The 16,742-nt window shown below is 68.0% G+C and carries 14 protein-coding genes; 9 read left to right on the top strand and 5 right to left on the bottom strand.

Going from position 1 to position 16,742, the window contains the following annotated elements; genetic code table 11:
* Positions 1–16 precede the first annotated feature (16 nt).
* Entirely contained in the window at positions 17–778 is a 762-nt protein-coding gene (locus A5648_RS09585; RefSeq protein WP_065024318.1) for an isocitrate lyase/PEP mutase family protein, read from the bottom strand.
* Positions 779–1,118: 340 nt separating this feature from the next.
* On the opposite strand from A5648_RS09585, the gene A5648_RS24895 reads away from it, so the two are divergent.
* Positions 1,119–2,594: a PGRS repeat-containing protein gene (locus A5648_RS24895; RefSeq protein ID WP_165607325.1), complete on the top strand. Its 1,476-nt coding sequence runs from the start codon at positions 1,119–1,121 to the stop codon at positions 2,592–2,594.
* 46 nt (positions 2,595–2,640) lie between these two features.
* Here A5648_RS24895 and A5648_RS09575 read toward each other — a convergent pair whose 3' ends face one another.
* Genes A5648_RS09575 through A5648_RS09565 form a run of 3 tightly spaced genes read right to left on the bottom strand, consistent with a single transcriptional unit; the run spans position 2,641 to position 6,550 of the window.
* The gene (locus A5648_RS09575; protein ID WP_065024316.1) at positions 2,641–3,780 is read right to left on the bottom strand and encodes an acyl-CoA dehydrogenase family protein; all 1,140 of its coding nucleotides are present in this window, start codon (positions 3,778–3,780) and stop codon (positions 2,641–2,643) included.
* Positions 3,780–4,964 carry an acyl-CoA dehydrogenase family protein gene (locus tag A5648_RS09570; protein WP_065024360.1) on the bottom strand — a complete coding sequence of 395 codons (1,185 nt, stop codon included), beginning with the start codon at positions 4,962–4,964 and terminating at the stop codon, positions 3,780–3,782. The genes A5648_RS09575 and A5648_RS09570 overlap by 1 nt, the downstream gene beginning before the upstream one ends.
* A gap of 47 nt (positions 4,965–5,011) precedes the next feature.
* Complete coding sequence (locus A5648_RS09565) at positions 5,012–6,550, bottom strand: acyl-CoA synthetase (protein WP_065024315.1); 1,539 nt, start codon at positions 6,548–6,550, stop codon at positions 5,012–5,014.
* Positions 6,551–6,927: 377 nt separating this feature from the next.
* Between A5648_RS09565 and A5648_RS09560 the strand changes: the two genes are divergently transcribed.
* Entirely contained in the window at positions 6,928–7,461 is a 534-nt protein-coding gene (locus tag A5648_RS09560; RefSeq protein ID WP_234787380.1) for a hypothetical protein, read from the top strand.
* 16 nt (positions 7,462–7,477) lie between these two features.
* Positions 7,478–8,593: an alkaline phosphatase family protein gene (locus tag A5648_RS09555; protein WP_065024314.1), complete on the top strand. Its 1,116-nt coding sequence runs from the start codon at positions 7,478–7,480 to the stop codon at positions 8,591–8,593.
* Positions 8,594–8,658: 65 nt separating this feature from the next.
* On the opposite strand, the gene A5648_RS09550 is transcribed toward A5648_RS09555, so the two are convergent.
* Positions 8,659–10,155 carry a potassium/proton antiporter gene (locus tag A5648_RS09550; RefSeq protein WP_065024313.1) on the bottom strand — a complete coding sequence of 499 codons (1,497 nt, stop codon included), beginning with the start codon at positions 10,153–10,155 and terminating at the stop codon, positions 8,659–8,661.
* A gap of 158 nt (positions 10,156–10,313) precedes the next feature.
* On the opposite strand from A5648_RS09550, the gene A5648_RS09545 reads away from it, so the two are divergent.
* From A5648_RS09545 to A5648_RS09520, 6 genes are all read left to right on the top strand, one after another.
* Positions 10,314–10,994 carry a potassium channel family protein gene (locus tag A5648_RS09545; RefSeq protein ID WP_065024312.1) on the top strand — a complete coding sequence of 227 codons (681 nt, stop codon included), beginning with the start codon at positions 10,314–10,316 and terminating at the stop codon, positions 10,992–10,994.
* A gap of 26 nt (positions 10,995–11,020) precedes the next feature.
* Positions 11,021–11,932 carry an SAM-dependent methyltransferase gene (locus A5648_RS09540; RefSeq protein ID WP_065024311.1) on the top strand — a complete coding sequence of 304 codons (912 nt, stop codon included), beginning with the start codon at positions 11,021–11,023 and terminating at the stop codon, positions 11,930–11,932.
* Between the two features lie 515 nt (positions 11,933–12,447).
* The gene (locus A5648_RS09535) at positions 12,448–13,719 is read left to right on the top strand and encodes a PPE family protein (protein ID WP_065024310.1); all 1,272 of its coding nucleotides are present in this window, start codon (positions 12,448–12,450) and stop codon (positions 13,717–13,719) included.
* 68 nt (positions 13,720–13,787) lie between these two features.
* Complete coding sequence (locus A5648_RS09530) at positions 13,788–15,092, top strand: PPE family protein (protein WP_065024309.1); 1,305 nt, start codon at positions 13,788–13,790, stop codon at positions 15,090–15,092.
* 49 nt (positions 15,093–15,141) lie between these two features.
* A complete protein-coding gene (locus A5648_RS09525) occupies positions 15,142–16,329 on the top strand; it encodes a sodium-dependent bicarbonate transport family permease (RefSeq protein WP_065024358.1) in 1,188 nt (395 codons plus the stop codon).
* 19 nt (positions 16,330–16,348) lie between these two features.
* Positions 16,349–16,663: a DUF732 domain-containing protein gene (locus A5648_RS09520; RefSeq protein ID WP_065024357.1), complete on the top strand. Its 315-nt coding sequence runs from the start codon at positions 16,349–16,351 to the stop codon at positions 16,661–16,663.
* Positions 16,664–16,742: the final 79 nt, after the last annotated feature.

Below are 16,742 nucleotides of genomic sequence, written 5' to 3'. Positions count from 1 at the left end.
AGTTCGTGGGAAAGCCTCAGGACCAGCGGGCGAGGATCTCCCCGGCGTGCTTGCCCAGCGCGGCCTGCAACAGCGGCCCGAAGCTGACCCGGCCGATCCCGAGCTCGCCGAACGAGGCCGGGTCGTCCTGGTCGGGGGCGGCCAGCGCGTTGACCGGCTTGGGCAGCCCGGCGGCCAGGGCGCGCAGTGTCTCCGCATCGTGGCGCCCGACCGGGTAGAGCACGTCCGCGCCGGCTTCGGCGCACTCGGTCAGCCGCGCGATGGCGCGGTCGATGCGGTCCGCGTCGTCGCCGTCTTTGCGCAGGAACAAATCGGTGCGGGCGTTGATCACCAGGTGCGTGCCCGCGGCGTCGGCGGCTGCGCGCAGTGCGCCCACGAACTCGGCATGCTCCGACGCCGAGCGCAGCCGCTTGTCTTCGCTGTGCACCGAGTCCTCGATGTTGCAGCCGACCACGCCGGCCGCCAGCAGGCCTTCGACCAGCCGCTCGGCGGATTCGGCATAGCCCGACTCGATGTCGAGGGAGACCGGCACGTCGACGGCCTCGGTGATCTGGCGGACCCGGCCCAGCACCTCGGCGAACGACATCCCTTCGCCGTCGCTCAGGCCCATCGATTCGGCCACCGGCTTGCTGCCGATCGTCAGCGCCGCGAATCCGGCACCTACTGCCAGCTTGGCTGACCACACATCCCACACGGTCGGCAGGATCACCGGATTGCCCGGCTGGTGCATTGCCAGGAATGCCGCCGCCCGCTGCCCAAGAACCTCGTGACTCGTCATTTTTACAACTCTTCCATGTGGTATTTGCCAGCCGCTCAGCGGGGCCGGGCTTGTGGCGAATGGTCGAGGAATGCGGACGAAGTGTCTCCATCTCCCCTCGGTCGGCTTCGCGAGCGGGTAAGGACTGCAACGGTCTTCGACTGAAGTCCGAAAACATAGAGTGAACTGCGTTGGGATTCTTGGGTTATCGCGGGTTTTGCTGGCATCGGCGGTGGGTATAGCCCCGCTGAATTCCGGGTGGGGGATGAGACGGCCCCGTGATTCACCATAAGGCTTGCAGTGCCGTAGGCCGTTTATGAAAGCAACCGACTTTGATTCGCACGTAAGGGAAGTGGCACAGATGACCGGTCAATGGATTACTCGGAGTCTGGGCGCGGGGGCGGCAGCGGCTGCGTTCATGGTGTTCACCGTCTCGCCGATGGGCGCGGCGCACAAAGCTCAGGCCGACGAGCTGGACTGGCTTCTGGACCTGTTCAGCCCCACCGACTGGGCGGCTCCGGCCGCGGACGCCAGCGCGACCACCTTCAGTTGGGATGCGCTGTTCGACCCGTCGAGCGCGGGAGCGGCTGACGGCAGCGAGGGTGACTGGTTCGGCGGCCTGCTTGGGAGCCTGTTCGGCGACTTGTCGGTCGACGCGAACACCTACGCCATGATCCACACCTGGGAGCAGGATTGGATCACCAGCGACTTCGGTCAGTTCGTCGACAACTCGATCAATACGCTTTCTGGCCAGTTCCTGATCGGCAACGGTGCCGACGGTATGGACGGCGGCACGCTGGCCGACGCGGCCGGCGGCAACGGCGGGCTGTGGTTCGGTGACGGCGGCGCCGGTGGCACCGACGCCGACGGCGTGGGCGGCGTCGGCGGTGACGCCGGCTTGATCGGTAACGGCGGCATGGGCGGTGAAGGAGCCGACGGCGGTGCCGGCGGTATGGGCGGCACCGGCGGGACGCTGATGGGCGTCGGCGGTGCCGGCGGCACCGGCGGTACCGGTGTGGACGGCGGCGTCGGCGGCATCGGCGGCGACGGTGGCGCCGGGTTGGGCACGATCTTCGGTGCGGGCGGTGTCGGCGGGGCCGGCGGCGCCGGATATGAGGGCGTCGCGAATGGCCAAGGCGGCGACGTGACCGCCGGGAACGGCGGGGCCGGCGGCAACGGCGGCCAGGGCTCGACCATCGGTGGTAACGGCGGGGTCGGTGGCGCCGGTGGCGAGGCCACCTCCAACGGGTCGGATGGCACCGCGTTCGGCGGGGACGGCGGTGACGGGGGTGACGGCGGTGTCGGCGGTCAGGTGATGGGCGACGGCGGGGCCGGCGGGGCCGGCGGCGCGGCCACGGCCAACGGCTCGGGTGGCAACACCGTCGGCGGCGACGGCGGCGACGGCGGTGACGGCGCCGGTGTGGCCACGCCGGCGACCCCGGGGCCGGTCGGCGGTGACGGCGGTGCCGGTGGGGCCGGCGGCGACGCGCTCTCACACGGCATGGGTGGCACCGCCACCGGTGGTGACGCCGGTGACGGCGGCAACGGTGGTCAGGGTGGTGCCGGCAACGACGGTGGGGCCGGCGGCAACGGCGGCAATGGCGGCAGCGCCCGGGCCACCGGCTCCGACGGTCTTGCGACCGGTGGTGACGGCGGCGACGGCGGCAACGGCGGACCCGGTGGCGTGGGCGCCGCCGGCGGTCCGGGTGGTGAGCCCGGTGCGCCCGGGTCGCCCGTCGTCAACGGCAACGGCAGCACCGGCACGCCCGGCGCACCCGGTCAGGCCGGTCAGCCCGGTGCGGACGGCCCGCCCGCGGCTTCCGGCAGCGGTACCTGATCACGCGACTGAACGCACGACGGCGTCGCCGGTGACGCCGTCGTCGTCAGAGCCCCAGATCCTTGGCGATGATCGTCTTCATGATCTCGTTGGTGCCGCCGTAGATGCTCTGAATGCGGGCGTCGACGAAGGCCCGCGACACCGGGTACTCGCGCATGTAGCCGTATCCGCCATAGAGCTGCAGGCAGCGGTGCGCGGTGCGGAACTGCACGTCGGTACTCCACCACTTGAGCTTGGCGGCCCGCGCCGCGGTCAGCTTGCCGTCCAAGTGCGCTGCGATGCAGTCGTCGAGATAGGTTCGGGCGACGTCCAATTCGGTGGTCACCTCGGCCAGCACGAACTGGGTGTTCTGGAATCCGGCGATCTCGGTGCCGAATGCCCGGCGTTGCTTGACGTACTCCAGGGTCTCGGCCAGCACCCCTTCGGCGGCGGCGACGGCACCGACCCCCAGCGAGAGCCGTTCCTGGGGCAGGTTGCGCACCAGCTGATAAAAGCCTTGCCCCTCTTCGCCGAGCAGATTGTCGATCGGCACGCGCATGTCGGTGAACGCCAGCTCGGAGGTGTCCTGAGCGTGCAAGCCGATCTTGGCCAGGTTGCGGCCCCGGTGAAACCCGGGTGTGTCGGGCTCGACCACCAGCAGCGACAGGCCCTTGTATCGGTCGTCGCCGGTGCGGACCGCGACCACGAACAGATCGCCGGTCTGCCCGTTGGAGATGAAGGTCTTGGCGCCGTTGACCACATAGTGCTCGCCGTCGCGGTGTGCGGTGGTGGCGATGCCGGCCAGGTCGCTGCCGGTGCCGGGCTCGGTCATCGCGATGGCGAGCACCGTCTCGCCGGTCACCACGCCGGGCAGCCAACGCTTCTTCTGCTCCGCGTTGGTCAGATCGGTCAGATACGGCAGCACCACGTCGTTCTGCAACGAGAACGCGATCGCCTCGGCGGCGGCCCCGGCCCGCTGCAGCTCGTCGACGACGATCGCGTGGTAGCGGAAGTCGTTGACACCCGGCCCGCCGAACTCCTCCGGGACCGGAAACCCGAGCAGGCCCAGCCGGCCGGCCTCGAGGAACATCGAACGATCCCAACTGCCGCTGTGCTCGGCGTCCTCATGGGTGGGCAGGACGGTGGTTCGCGCGAAATCTCTAACCAGTTCCCGGAATTGGTGATGCTCGGAGTTGTAGCTCAGCATCAGCGGAAGGCGCCCAACCCGGTGAACGCCTGGCCCAGCACCAGCTGATGCATCTCCGGGGTGCCCTCATACGTCAGCACCGACTCCAGGTTGACCATGTGCCGGATCACCGGGTATTCCAGCGAGATCCCGTTGCCGCCCAAGATGGTTCGCGCGGTGCGGCAGATCTCCAGGGCGCTGCGGGTGTTGTTGAGCTTGCCGAAGCTGACCTGCTCGGGGCGCAGACCGATGCCGTCCTTGAGCCGGCCCAGGTGCAGCGAGAGCAACTGACCCTTGTGCAGTTCGACGGCCATGTCGACGAGCTTGGCCTGGGTCAGCTGGAAACCGGCGATCGGCTTGCCGAACTGGGTGCGCGCCATCGCATAGTCGCGGGCCGATTGCCACGCCGAACGCGCGGCACCCATTGATCCCCAGATGATTCCGTAACGCGCCTCGGACAGGCTGGCCAGAGCGCCCTTGACGCCGCGGGCGTGCGGCAGCATCGCCTCGGCGGGAAGTCTCACGTCGTCGAGCACCAGTTCGCTGGTGATGGAGGCGCGCAGCGAAAGCTTATGGTGGACGGTGTTGGCGGAGAACCCGGGCGTGTCGGTGGGCACGATGAAGCCGCGGATGCCGTCGTCGGTGGCGGCCCAGACCACCGCGACGTCGGCGATCGTTCCGTTGGTGATCCACATCTTGCGGCCGTTGAGGATCCAGTCCGATCCGTCGCGTTTGGCCCGGGTGGTCATGGCGGCCGGATCGGAGCCGACGTCGGGCTCGGTCAGCCCGAAGCAGCCGATCACCTCCCCGGTGGCCATACCCGGCAGCCACTGCTGCTTCTGCTCTTCGGAGCCGTTGTTGTAGATCGAGAACATCGCCAGCGAGCCCTGCACGCTCACCAGTGAGCGCAGGCCGGAATCGGCGGCCTCCAACTCCACGCAGGCCAGGCCGTAGTGCACCGCCGACGCCCCGCCGCACCCGTACCCGTGCAGGTGCATGCCCAGCAGTCCGAGCTTGCCGAATTCTTTCGCGAGCTCGCGGGCGGGTAGGTCGCCGATCTCGAACCATTCGGCGATGTGTGGCATGACGTGTTCGGCGCAGAACTTCGCGACGGTGTCCCGCAGCGCGATCTCGTCGTCGGACAACAGACTGTCCAGGCTCAACGGGTCGAGTGGGTCGAATTCCGGGGTATTACCGTGTGCCATCAGCTCATCCTGCCACCGTTGACGGCGCACAGCTTGCCCGGCCGAACTCAACCTTTCGGTTCGTCCGACATCGCCTCGCGCAGCTGATATTTCACGACCTTCCCGGACTGGGTGCGGGGCAGGGCGTCGACGAACTCCAGCCGGATCGGCAGCTTGAACGCCGCCAATTTGCCCCGGGCGAACTCGCGCAACTCGTCCAGCGTCAAGGTGGTACCCGCCTTCAGCGCTACCACCGCCGTCACCGCTTCGCCCCACTTGTCGTGCGGGGTGCCCAACACGGCGACTTCGGCGACGGCGGGATGCCCGTAGAGCACGTCTTCGACTTCGGCGGGGTAGACGTTCTCGCCACCGGAGATGACCATGTCCTTGACCCGGTCGATCACCCAGACGTAGCCCTCGTCGTCGGCCTGGCCGATATCGCCGGTGTGAAACCACCCCTCGGCGTCGATCACCGCGGCGGTGGCCTCGGGGTTACGCCAGTAACCGGCCATCACCTGCGGCCCGCGGACGCAGATCTCGCCGCGCGCACCGGCGGGCACCGGGTCGTTGTTGGCGTCGACCAATCGCACATCCGACAGCGGCAGTACCTGATTGCCGGCGGCGCCGATCTTCGCGCCGACCTCGTCGGTGCGCAGCACCAACGCCAGCGGCGCGGTTTCGGTGAGCCCGTATCCCTGCGCGAACGGGATACCGCGCTGCCCGTAGCGCTGGATCAGCGACTCGGGTACCGGCGCGCCGCCGCAGACGAAGTGGCGCACGCTGGACAGATCGGAGTCGGCGAATTCCGGGTGCTGGCTCATGAACAAGAACATCGCCGGTACCCCGAACATGGTGGTCACCCGGTGCTCGGTGATGAGCCGGAGCGCTTCGCCCGGATCGAAGGCGGGCATCAGTACGATCTGGCCACCCTTCTGCAGGGTCAGCAGGGTGGTGACATTGAGTCCGCCGATGTGAAACAGCGGTGCGCAGACCAACGACACGTCGTGCTGGCAGGTGTCGAACGCCAAGAGGGCATTGAAGTTGTTCCAGAACAGGTTTGCGTGAGTGAGCATCGCCCCCTTGGGCCGCCCGGTGGTCCCCGAGGTGTACATGATCACCGCGACCTCGTCGGCGTCGGCGAAGACCGGGTCAGCCAGCGGGGCGCGCTGGGTGAGCAGGTCGTCGACCACCTCCCAACCGGGAACCGGCGCCAGGGCGATCGCGCGGTGTAAGCCGGCCTGGGCGCGCACCGGGTCGATCACCGCGGCGCGCTCGGCGTCGGCCACCAGCGTGTGCACTCCCGCGTTGCCCAGGATGTAGCAGAGTTCGTCGGCGGTGAGCCGCCAATTCAGCGGTACGAATGCCGCGCCGATTCGGGCGGCGGCGAACAGCGTGACCAGAAAGTCGGGGTGGTTGAGGCCGACATAGCCGACCCGGTCGCCGCGGCGTGTCCCGCCGGCGCCGAGTTCGGCCGCCAGCCGGTCGATACGATCCGCGAAATCCCGATACGTCCAGGTGTTTTCGCCGAAGGTGATCGCCGGCAGCTTCGGCGTCGCCGCCGCCCGCCGGGCGATCCAGGAGCCGAGGTCGATAGGAGCGGTGCTCACCCGGTGAACGCTAACGCCAGAGCCTTGCGTCGGGGCGTGATTCGCCCCCTTTAACGCGCGGCCTGATTTTTTATGTCTTTCGACACTGATCTTCTTTCACCGGATGTGGGCGGCGGGGCACTTTTATGTGAGAAATGAAATTACGCGCGGTGATTTTAACTGTGAACCATTGTGACCGAGGTCTCAATACCGAGCGCCACCTGGGGAAATGCCGGATGGTGTGCCCGTGGTGGCGGGACGGATGACGCTAGATGAACGGCCCTTGAACATTGTCATTCTTCCGACTTTTCGGCTCGCGTAATCGGACAGGAAGCGGCTAGGTTCATGCTCGCCGAGCCGATCAATGCTCGGCGCAATCCAAGTGAAGGGTTTCGCAGATGAGCGGTCGCCGGCGGGGCGGTTCGGGAGCAGGGGTAGTCGCGGCGTTTCTGGCGCTGGCCTGCTGCCTGCTGGCCGCACCGACTGCGCACGCCGACTTCGACGACCTGCTCGACGGCATCTTCGGCGCAGCGACCGCCGGTGCCGACGTAGACCTGGGCGCGATCCCGGCCGACCCGGGTGACCTCGGCGATCTCGGCGGCGTCCTTCAGGATCCGCTGGGCCAGCTCGACCAGTTGTTCCACCAAGGGGCCGGCGACGACACGACTCCCGACACCGCCGGCTCCGGTGCGTCCTCCGATGGCACCCCCGATACCCATACCGGTGCCGAAAACGAGGGCGGCAGTTCCCACAACAGCCTGCCCAGCATGCCCAAATTCAGCCTCCCCAGCAGCGGCTCCGGCGGCAGCGGTGGCGGCTCGGGCGGCAGCGGTGGCGGCTCGGGCGGTGGCGGTGGTGGTGCGCCGCGGACCAAGTCCAACACCAGCGCCACTAACGCTGCACCGACGCCCCGGCCGGCGGCCCTGCCGTAGGTGGCAGTCTGAACCGGTGCCCGGTTCGATCTGCGACATCCTGCCGTCCGCGGCCGCAGCGCTCGGGGTTGTCGGCGCAACCGACGCCCTTGGCCTGATAGAGCAGGTCGGCGAGGTGCGGCGGCTGGCGGTGGTGCTGGTCGACGGACTGGGCTATCACCTGCTGCCGCAGTTGACGGCCGACGCGCCGCTGCTGGCCGCGGTGCTGGCCGGCGCGACGGGGCGGCTGACCGAGCTGGACTGCACCTTCCCGTCGACCACGCCGACCAGCCTGGTCTCGCTGGGCACCGGCGCGTCGCCGGGAGAGCACGGCGTGCTGGGTTTCACCGTCAACGTGCCCGGAACCGCTTCCGTGCTGACCCACATCTTCTGGGCTGACGAGCCGTCGCCGGCGTCCTGGCAGCCGGTGCCGACCTGGTTCGAACGACTCCGCGACGCTCGGATCAGCGCCCGGGCGGTGCTGCCGCAGATGTTCATCGGCAGCGGCCTGACCGAGGCCGCCTACCGGGGCGCGGAGTTTCGCCCGGTCGCCAAGGGTGAGCACTACGCCGCTCGGGTCGCCGCGGAACTGGCGGCGGCACCGGGCCTGGTCTACGGCTACACCGCGGCGCTGGACCACGCGGCGCACGTCTCGGGCATCGGCTCAGACCACTGGCACGCCGCGGCGGCCAAAGTCGATGCGCTGCTGCGTCATCTGCTCGACCACCTGCCCGGCGATGCCGCGCTGGTGGTCACCGCCGACCACGGCGGGCTGAACGTGCCCGAGCAGGCGCGCATCGACCTCGATGCCGACCCGCGGCTGCGCTCCGGGATTCGGGTGGTGGCCGGCGAGCCGCGGGTGCGCTACTTGCACACCGAGCCCGGTGCGACGGCCGAGGTGCTGGCCACCTGGACCGAACTGCTCGCCGGCCGGGCACTGGTCCAAACCCGCGAACAGGCCGTGGCCGCAGGCGTTTTCGGGCCGGTGCGCGAGCAGCACCTGGCCCGCATCGGTGACATCGTGGTGACTTGTAGCGGCGATACCGCGATCCTGGCGACCGAGCACGAGCCGCCGCAGACCGCGCAGCTGGTGGGCTTCCACGGCGGGCCCACCCCGGCCGAGACCGTGATCCCGCTGATCACCCTGCGTTGACTCTGCGGCCACCAGGCAGGTCACTCGCACTTTTGCCTGGTACGCGCAGAGTCAACGCCAGGGGTTCACTCCGAGTCGCCGTACTCGTCGAACCAGTGGGCCAGCTTGCCGCGCCGGCTGACCGCCCGCAGCCGGCGTTCTGCTGACGCGCGGGTTTTGCTGGTGGTGACGATCAGCAGTTCGTCGCCGGCGGTGATCCGGGTGTCGGGCTGCGGGACGAAGGTGTCGCCCTTGCGGATGATCAAGGTGATGACGCTCGGGTCGGGTAGCCGCAGCTCGAGCACCGAGACGTTGTGCAGCTTCGATTCGGGCTGCACCGTCATCGTCAACAGTTCGGCCTCCAAGACGTCCAGCGGGGCCGCCTCGACCTGGATCTCGCGGGTGGTGTCGCGCGATATCAACCCGAGCCAATGGGCAAACAGACCCAGGCTCGGGCCCTGCACCACCGTGTAGACCACCACCAGGATGAACACGATGTTGAGCAGCCGGTAGCTGTCCGGAACACCCTCGACGATCGGAAACGTGGCCAGCACGATCGGGACCGCGCCGCGCAGGCCGGCCCAGGACAAGAAGATCTGCTCACGCCACGGCACCCGGAACCAGATCAGCGAGGCCACCACCGACAGCGGCCGGCTGAGCAGCAGCAGCACCGCCCCGATCACCAGCGCCGGGATCAGCTCGCCAGACAGCTGGCTCGGGCTCACCAACAGGCCCAGCAGTACGAACAGCCCGATCTGCGCCAGCCAGCCCAGCCCCTCGGCGAACGACCGGATCGCCGCGCGGTGCGGCAGGCCGGAGTTGGCCAACACCACGCCCGACAGGTAGGCGGCGATGAAGCCGCTGGCGTGCGCGGACGCGGCGGCCGCGAAGGCCACCATGGCCAGCCCGAACGTGGCCAGCGGGTACAGCCCGGACGCCGGTAGCGCGGCGCGACGCAGCATCATCGCCCCGAGCAGCCCGGCGACCAAACCGATGGCCGACCCGACCACCAGCTCGTAGACGACGCTGCCCACGGCGTGCAGCGGCGCGATCGTCAGTGGCGTGGTGCTCAGCATCAGCACCACGATCGCCGCGGGCGCATCGTTGAAACCGGACTCCGCTTCCAGCAGACCGGCCACCCGCCGCGGCAGCGGCAGCACCCGCAGAATGGAGAACACCGCGGCGGCGTCGGTGGGCGAGACGATCGCCCCCAGCAGCAGCGCCAGCTGCCAGCTGACGCCCAGCAGCAGGTGGGCGGCCACCGCGATCACCGCCATGCTGACCACCACGCCGACGGTGGCCAGCACCGCCGCCGGTGCCAGTAGCCGGCGGATGTTGCCGAACGTCGTCGTCAAGCCACCTTCGACCAGGATCACCGCCAGCGCAGTCGTGCCCAGGTCACTGGCGAGTTGCACATCGGAGAAGTCCAGCCCGAGTCCGTCGTTACCGATCGCCACCCCGACGAGCAGGAACAGCAGCAGGCTGGGCAGCCCGACCCGATCCGCCGCCCGGGTGGCGATGATGCTCGCCAGCAGCACCAGGCCCCCGATCAGCAGGGCCAGGTAGAGCTGTTCCAGGCTCATCTGATCCCCATTCGGGCCGTCGGTGGTGGTCGAACCCGATCGTGTGATTCGCTCATGGTCAGCGGGTTCGTGTTATCTGTCAGTAAATCAGTACTGCCGCCACCACTGTGGTACACCCGGATCAGGCCAGGGGCGGTGCGCGGAGGAGGGGAGCGATCATGCGCGTCGGGATCGCCGGTGCAGGTGCGGTGGGGCGATCTGTCGCACGAGAACTGATCGGCGACGGCCACCGGGTGCTGCTCATCGAGCGCAACCCGGCGCACTACGAACCGCACTCCGTGCCCGAAGCCGACTGGCTGCTGGCCGACGCCTGCGAGCTGTCCGCGCTGCAGGAATGCGGCATCGAGATCTGCGACGTGGTGATCGCCGCCACCGGTGATGACAAGGCCAACCTGGCCGTCGCGCTGCTGGCCAAGGCCGAGTTCGGGGTCGCCCGGGTGGTGGCCCGGGTCAACAACGCCCGCAACGATCGGTTGTTCACCGCGGAATGGGGTATCGACGTGGCGGTCTCCACACCGCGGGCGATGGTCGCCGCGGTGGAGGGGGCCATCGACGTTGGCCACCTGGTGTCGTTGATGGGGCTGCGGAGCGGTCAGGCCAGCCTGATGAAACTGACACTGCCCGAGGACAATACGCTGATCGGCCAACAAATCTGCGACGTCGCGCTGCCCGAGGGAGCCGCGCTCATCGCGGTGCTGCGCGGCGACGCGGTCATCCTGCCGCGGGCGGCCGACGCGCTGCGGGCCGGCGACGAGATGCTGTTCGCGGTGGCCGCCGGGATCGACGCCCAGGTTCAGGCGGTCGTGCACGGGGTGCCGGCCGGCAGAGAGATGCACTGAACATCGTGCCGCCCCGGTGGACACCCATGAGCACGGCGCCGGCCGCCGATGACGCCGGAAGCCTGGCCACCGGCGCCGGGGTCATCGCGACGGTGCTGGCCGCGGCGCGGGCGGCGGCGACGTCGCGCGGTCTGATCAACGACCCGTTCGCCGCGCCGCTGGTGCACAAGGTGGGCCTGGACTTCTGCATCCGGGTGGCCGATGGCGATCTGGACATCAGCCGGCTCGGCAAGGACGGCGGGTTCCCGCGGCTGGCGGAGTTCTCCGCGGCCCGCACCACGTTCTTCGACGCATTCTTCACCGACGCCGCGCGCGGCGGGATCCGTCAGGCGGTGATCTTGGGCTCGGGACTGGACACCCGCGCCTACCGGTTGTGGTGGCCGGCCGAGACCGTCGTCTACGAGGTGGACCATCCGCCGGTGGTCGACTTCAAAGCCACCACGATGCGAGCCTGGGGCAGTACGCCGAGTGTCAACCGCCGTGCGGTCGGTGTCGACCTGCGCGGCGATTGGCCGGCGGCGCTGCGGCGAGTCGGTTTCGACGCCACCGCGCCCACCGCTTGGGTCATCGAGGGTTTGCTGGTCTGGTATGTGCCGTCGGATGCGCAGAACCGCCTGCTCGACGGTGTGAGCGCGCTCAGCGCCCCGGGCAGCCGGCTCGCCGCCGACCACGCGGTGCCGCCGAGCCGGCCGCAAGCGGTGCATCACGAATCCCTCGTCGAGCGCTGGCGCCGCCGCGGCTTGAGCCTGACCGGTCCGGGACCGTTCTATTCCGGAGAGCACACCGATGTGGTGCGGCACCTGACCGAAAGCGACTGGATGACGGTCGATTCCGGGATCGGCGAGCTGTTCGCCGCCGCCCGGCTGCCCCGGTTGACGGACCGTGAGCTGGACGGGGCCCCGGCCGCGATCCGCTATGTCGCCGCTACCCGGAGCTAGCCATCACCATTGTTTCTCACTTCGGGAAGCATTGCGGGACCATTTATCTCGTACAACGTCATATTAAGTGCGACTGTCGTCACTGACCGGAGCGATTGCCAGACACCGCAGTGAACTTATACAACCTGTGACGGTGAAAGGGGTTGGCGACCGAATGGGGTTGCTGCTCAACATGTTTGATTTGACCCAACCGTCGAGTAACGCCTCCTCGGAGAGCGGTCTTCCTGCGGAGCTTCTCCGTCATTCAATTTGTCCAAGAGGGACTTTCGGTAATTACTTCGCAGCTCGTACACAGCGAATCCCCGGCAAGTGGGCCTAGCTTGATGATTCGTCAACAGGCGGACAGCGCGACGATGCGTGAATGACCGGTATTTCCAGGAGGTTACGTGGTTCTCACACGCTGCATCGCGCGGGTACAGCCCCAGCGTCGGCCATATCGAAGCGCTCGATGACCGCAGTGCAGAGCATCGGGTGACTCGCATCTCCTGGGGCAGTTGTAAAGGGGTTGGGTGGAAATGGATTTCGGGGCGTTACCGCCGGAGGTGAATTCCGGCCGGATGTACTTGGGGGCCGGCCCAGGCCCGTTGCTGTCCGCGGCATCCGCTTGGGGCGAGCTGGCGGCGGAGTTGCACTCGGCGGCCGCGGGCTACGGTGCGGTCATATCGGACCTGTCCGCCGATTGGCATGGGTCGTCCGCCAACGCCATGTCGTTGGCGGCTGCGCCATATGCCGAGTGGATGAGCGGACTTGCGGCCCAGGCCGAAGAGGCGGGAGTGCAGGCGACCGCGGCCGCCGCCGCCTACGAGGCGGCGTTCGCAGCCACCGTTCCGCCACCGGTGATCGCTGCGAACCGCAGCCTGCTGATGACGTTGATCGCGACGAACATTCTCGGGCTCAACGCTCCGGCGATCGCGGCCACTGAGGCGCACTACGCCGAGATGTGGGCCCAGGATGCCGGAACCATGTACGGCTACGCCGGTGCCTCGGCGTCAGCCGCCCAACTGGCGCCGTTCGCCGAGCCGCCGCCGACCACCGACCCGGCTGGCGTTGCCGAGCAGGAAGCCGCGACCGCGAAGGCCACCAGTAGTCCGGCAAGCTCTGTTGCGCAGCAGGTTTCGCAGGCGATGGCAACGTTGCCGAATACGCTGCAATCGCTGTCAGGGAGTCCCGCCGTGGCGGGATCGGCGTTGCCGGGCGGCCTCGGCACCGATCTGGCCAACTGGAACACGATCATGTCAACGCTGAGCGGGGCGTACAGCCCGATGTTGGGATGGACGTCTGTGCCCGGCGGTCCGTTGCTGTCGTTCGGACAGATATTCAGCTGGCCGATCAATGCCATGGGCGCCACCTCATACCTGGCCGGCCCGAAGGCTATCACCGGCGCGTTGACGCCGCTGTCGTCGCTGGCGAGCCAGACCATTCCGGCGGCCGGACTCGGCGGGGGCCCGGTGACGGGCACGCTCGGCCGGGCGGCGCTGGTCGGACAGTTGTCGGTGCCGACGGCGTGGGCCACGTCCGCACCGGCGATCCAACCCCTTGTCTTGTCGCTGCCGACAAGCGCGGCCGCTCCGGCAGCCGCGTTGGCCGGTGAAGACGCACTGTTCAGTGAGATGGCCCTCTCCAGCCTGGCCGGACGTGCCATGGGCGCCACGACCGGCCGCACCGTCGGCGCGACGATGACCGGTACTGCCGGCTGCGGAGTGGGCGCCGATGTGCTCGGCGCCATTGCAGAGGCAGACCCGGCGGCGGCCACGATCGTTGTGATTCCGGAGCTCGGCGATGACTGACGTTTCGAAGCCGGCTTGTGGCCCCGCGCCCGCAAGCTGGGCTGCGCTACGGGAGGGGGGATAGGCGAATGTATTTCTCTCTGTTACCGCCGGAGACCAACTCGGGAAACCTCTACACCGGTCCAGGGTCCGGTCCGTTGCTGTCGGCGGCAGCGGCATGGGACCGTTTGGCCGGTGAAATGCAGTCCGCGGCAGCGGATTACAACACGGTAGTGGCGGGATTGACCGCTGGGTCATGGGCCGGCCCGTCGGCCGAGTCGATGGCCGCCGCGGCCGGACCCTATGCGGCTTGGATGTCGGCCACCGCGGCGCTGGCCGCCGAGGCAGGCGCGCAGGCGCAGGCCGCCGCAGCCGCCTACGAAGCCGCCTACGCGGCCGTCGTACCACCGGAAGCGGTGGCGGCCAACCGTACCCAGTTGACGTCGTTACTCGCGACGAACGTGGTCGGCCAGAACACCGCGGCGATCGCAGCTACCGAAGCCCAGTACCTGGAGATGTGGGCCCAGGATGCCGCGGCCATGCACGGTTATGCGGCGGCGTCGGCAGCCGCCACCAAGATCAGCGCTTTCACCCAACCGCCGCAGACCACCAACGCGAACGCGCCGGTCGCTCCGTCAACCGCTGCCGTGTCATCGGCTTCGAACCCGATGCTGCAGGCAGGCGCCGATATGGCGACCCGGTACACCGCGTTTTTCAACAACATGTTGAACACCCTGACCGGCTCGCCCGACGCCGGTTCGACGTTTGCGGCGATGTATTCAGCTCTCAAGGTCCCCCTCGGCTTCACCACTCAGTTCAATGACGTCTCCATGCTCACCAACTTCCCGATCCAGAACTTTCTGAAGTTCGCGCCCCCGCTCGGACGTGCTCTCGTCGAGATCCCGGGCACCCGCATGGGTGCAGGACTCGCGCTGCCGCCGTCCGGTGCACTGATGTCCAGCGTGTCGGCCGGGATGGGCGAGGCCAATATGGTGGGGTCGCTGTCCGTCCCACCCGCCTGGGCCGGCCAAAGCCCGGCGATCAGGTTGGCGGCCAGCGCGCTGCCGACGGCCGGAACGCCCGCCGCCGTTCCCGGGAGCCTGCTGAGTCAGATGGCACTGGGTGGCATGACCGGTGGCGCTGTCGGCAGTGCGGCACCCCGGGTCGCCGCCGCAGGGCGGACCAGCGTCACCACCGGCCGGAGGGCCAAGACGCCCGCCAAGCTCGACCAAGTCCTCGCCAAGCTGCGCCATCAACCCGACTCGGTGCAGCACTGGAATACCGACCAAGCCGGATTGGAGGACTTGCTCGACGAGCTGTCGAGGAAGCCGGGAATCCACGCTGTGCATCTCAAGGGCAGGAGAACGAAGGCGCCCAAGACATCCGGGGTCTGACGCCCCGCATCCCATCGTGACCCGCTTCGGAATCGGAGAAATCATGCAAATGCTTTTGGAGTTCTGGCAGAACTTCAGCCACAACCTGTTCAAGCCGCTGCTGCTGTTCTTCTACCTAGGCTTCCTCTTGCCGATCTTGAAGGTGCCGTTTGAGTTTCCGCCGGCGATCTACCACGGGCTCACCATGTACCTGCTGCTGGCAATCGGCTGGCACGGCGGCGAAGAGCTCGCTGGGATCAGCATGTCCAGCATCGGAGGAGTGCTCGGTTTCATGGTGACCGGGTTCCTCGTGAACTTTGTCATCGGCGCGTTGGCCTACTTCATCTTGAAGCACACCACGAGAATGCGAGAAGTGGACCGGGCCACGGTCGCCGGCTATTACGGTTCGGACTCGGCGGGCACGTTTGCCACCTGCGTGGGCGTGCTGGCCACCGCGGACATTGTCTTCGACTCTTATATGCCGGTCATGCTGGCAATCATGGAGATTCCCGGCTGTCTGGTCGCGCTGCTCCTGGTGGCTCGGCTGCGGCGCAGAGGAATGGACTCCACCGGTCTGCTGCCCGGTGAGATCGGCTACACGGGGTCGGCCGCAAGCGTGGTTCGGGCTGCTCAGGGGAGCAGTACGGAGACCGTCTCTTTCGTTGCACTCGATGATCTCCCGGAAAATCTCGAAGCGGAATCCGGGAAGACTGCCGCGCCTAACGCGGAGACCTCCTTCATCTCCGGCGCGATCCTTCGCGAGGTCTTTCTCAATCCCGGCCTATGCCTGCTCATGGGCGGTATTGCGATCGGATTCATCAGCGGACTGCAGGGACAGAAGGTCACTGCCGTCGATGATCCGGTCTTCCTGACCGCGTTCCAGGGGGCGCTGTGTCTGTTCCTGCTGGAGATGGGGATGACCGCGTCCCGCAAGCTGCGGGATCTGAGAGCGGCGGGCCGAGGCTTCATCCTGTTCGGGCTGCTCGCGCCGAACCTTTTCGCAACGATCGGTATCCTGGTGGCGCACTTGTATTCTCAGCTCACCGGGTTCCAATTGGAGACCGGGACCTACGTGCTCTTCGCGGTACTCTGCGGAGCAGCGTCCTATATCGCCGTTCCAGCGATCCAGCGGTTGGCCATTCCCGAGGCCAGTCCCAGCCTGCCGTTGGCCGCGTCGCTGGGCTTGACCTTCTCCTACAACGTGACGATCGGTATACCGCTCTACATCGAACTGGCCCACCTGCTGGCACGGATGTGAGTATCGGGTGGTGATGAGCGTGAAAGAGATCGTCGCGGTAGCGGGCCTGGCACTCGCGCTCGCCGGGGCCACTCCCGCTCAGGCGGACCCCGACGGCGCGGACAATGACCCTGCCTTCATCGCGTCCCTGAAGCAGTCGGGGATGACGTTTGCCAGTGAAGGGCAAGCGATCGCGGCCGCCCGGGCGGTCTGCGGGTCGATCAGCAACGGCGAATCCGGGCTGCAGGTCGTCAGAGAAGTGCAGAGCGATAACGCCGCGCTCACGCTGGACGGCGCTGCGCAATTCGCCGCCATCGCCGCCAACGCCTATTGCCCTGGGCAACTGAAGAATTGATCGGGCCATTGCGGCCGCTCCTACTGCCCGCAGCAGTGGGTGAAGAGGTTCGCGCGGGCAGTAGGAGCTGTCCCAGGGG

Source organism: Mycolicibacter sinensis (genome assembly GCF_001673565.1).
Classification (GTDB): Bacteria; Actinomycetota; Actinomycetes; order Mycobacteriales; family Mycobacteriaceae; genus Mycobacterium; species Mycobacterium sinense_C.
The sequence above is the reverse complement of the archived record's forward strand: the minus strand, read 5'-3'. Positions and strand labels throughout refer to the sequence as shown.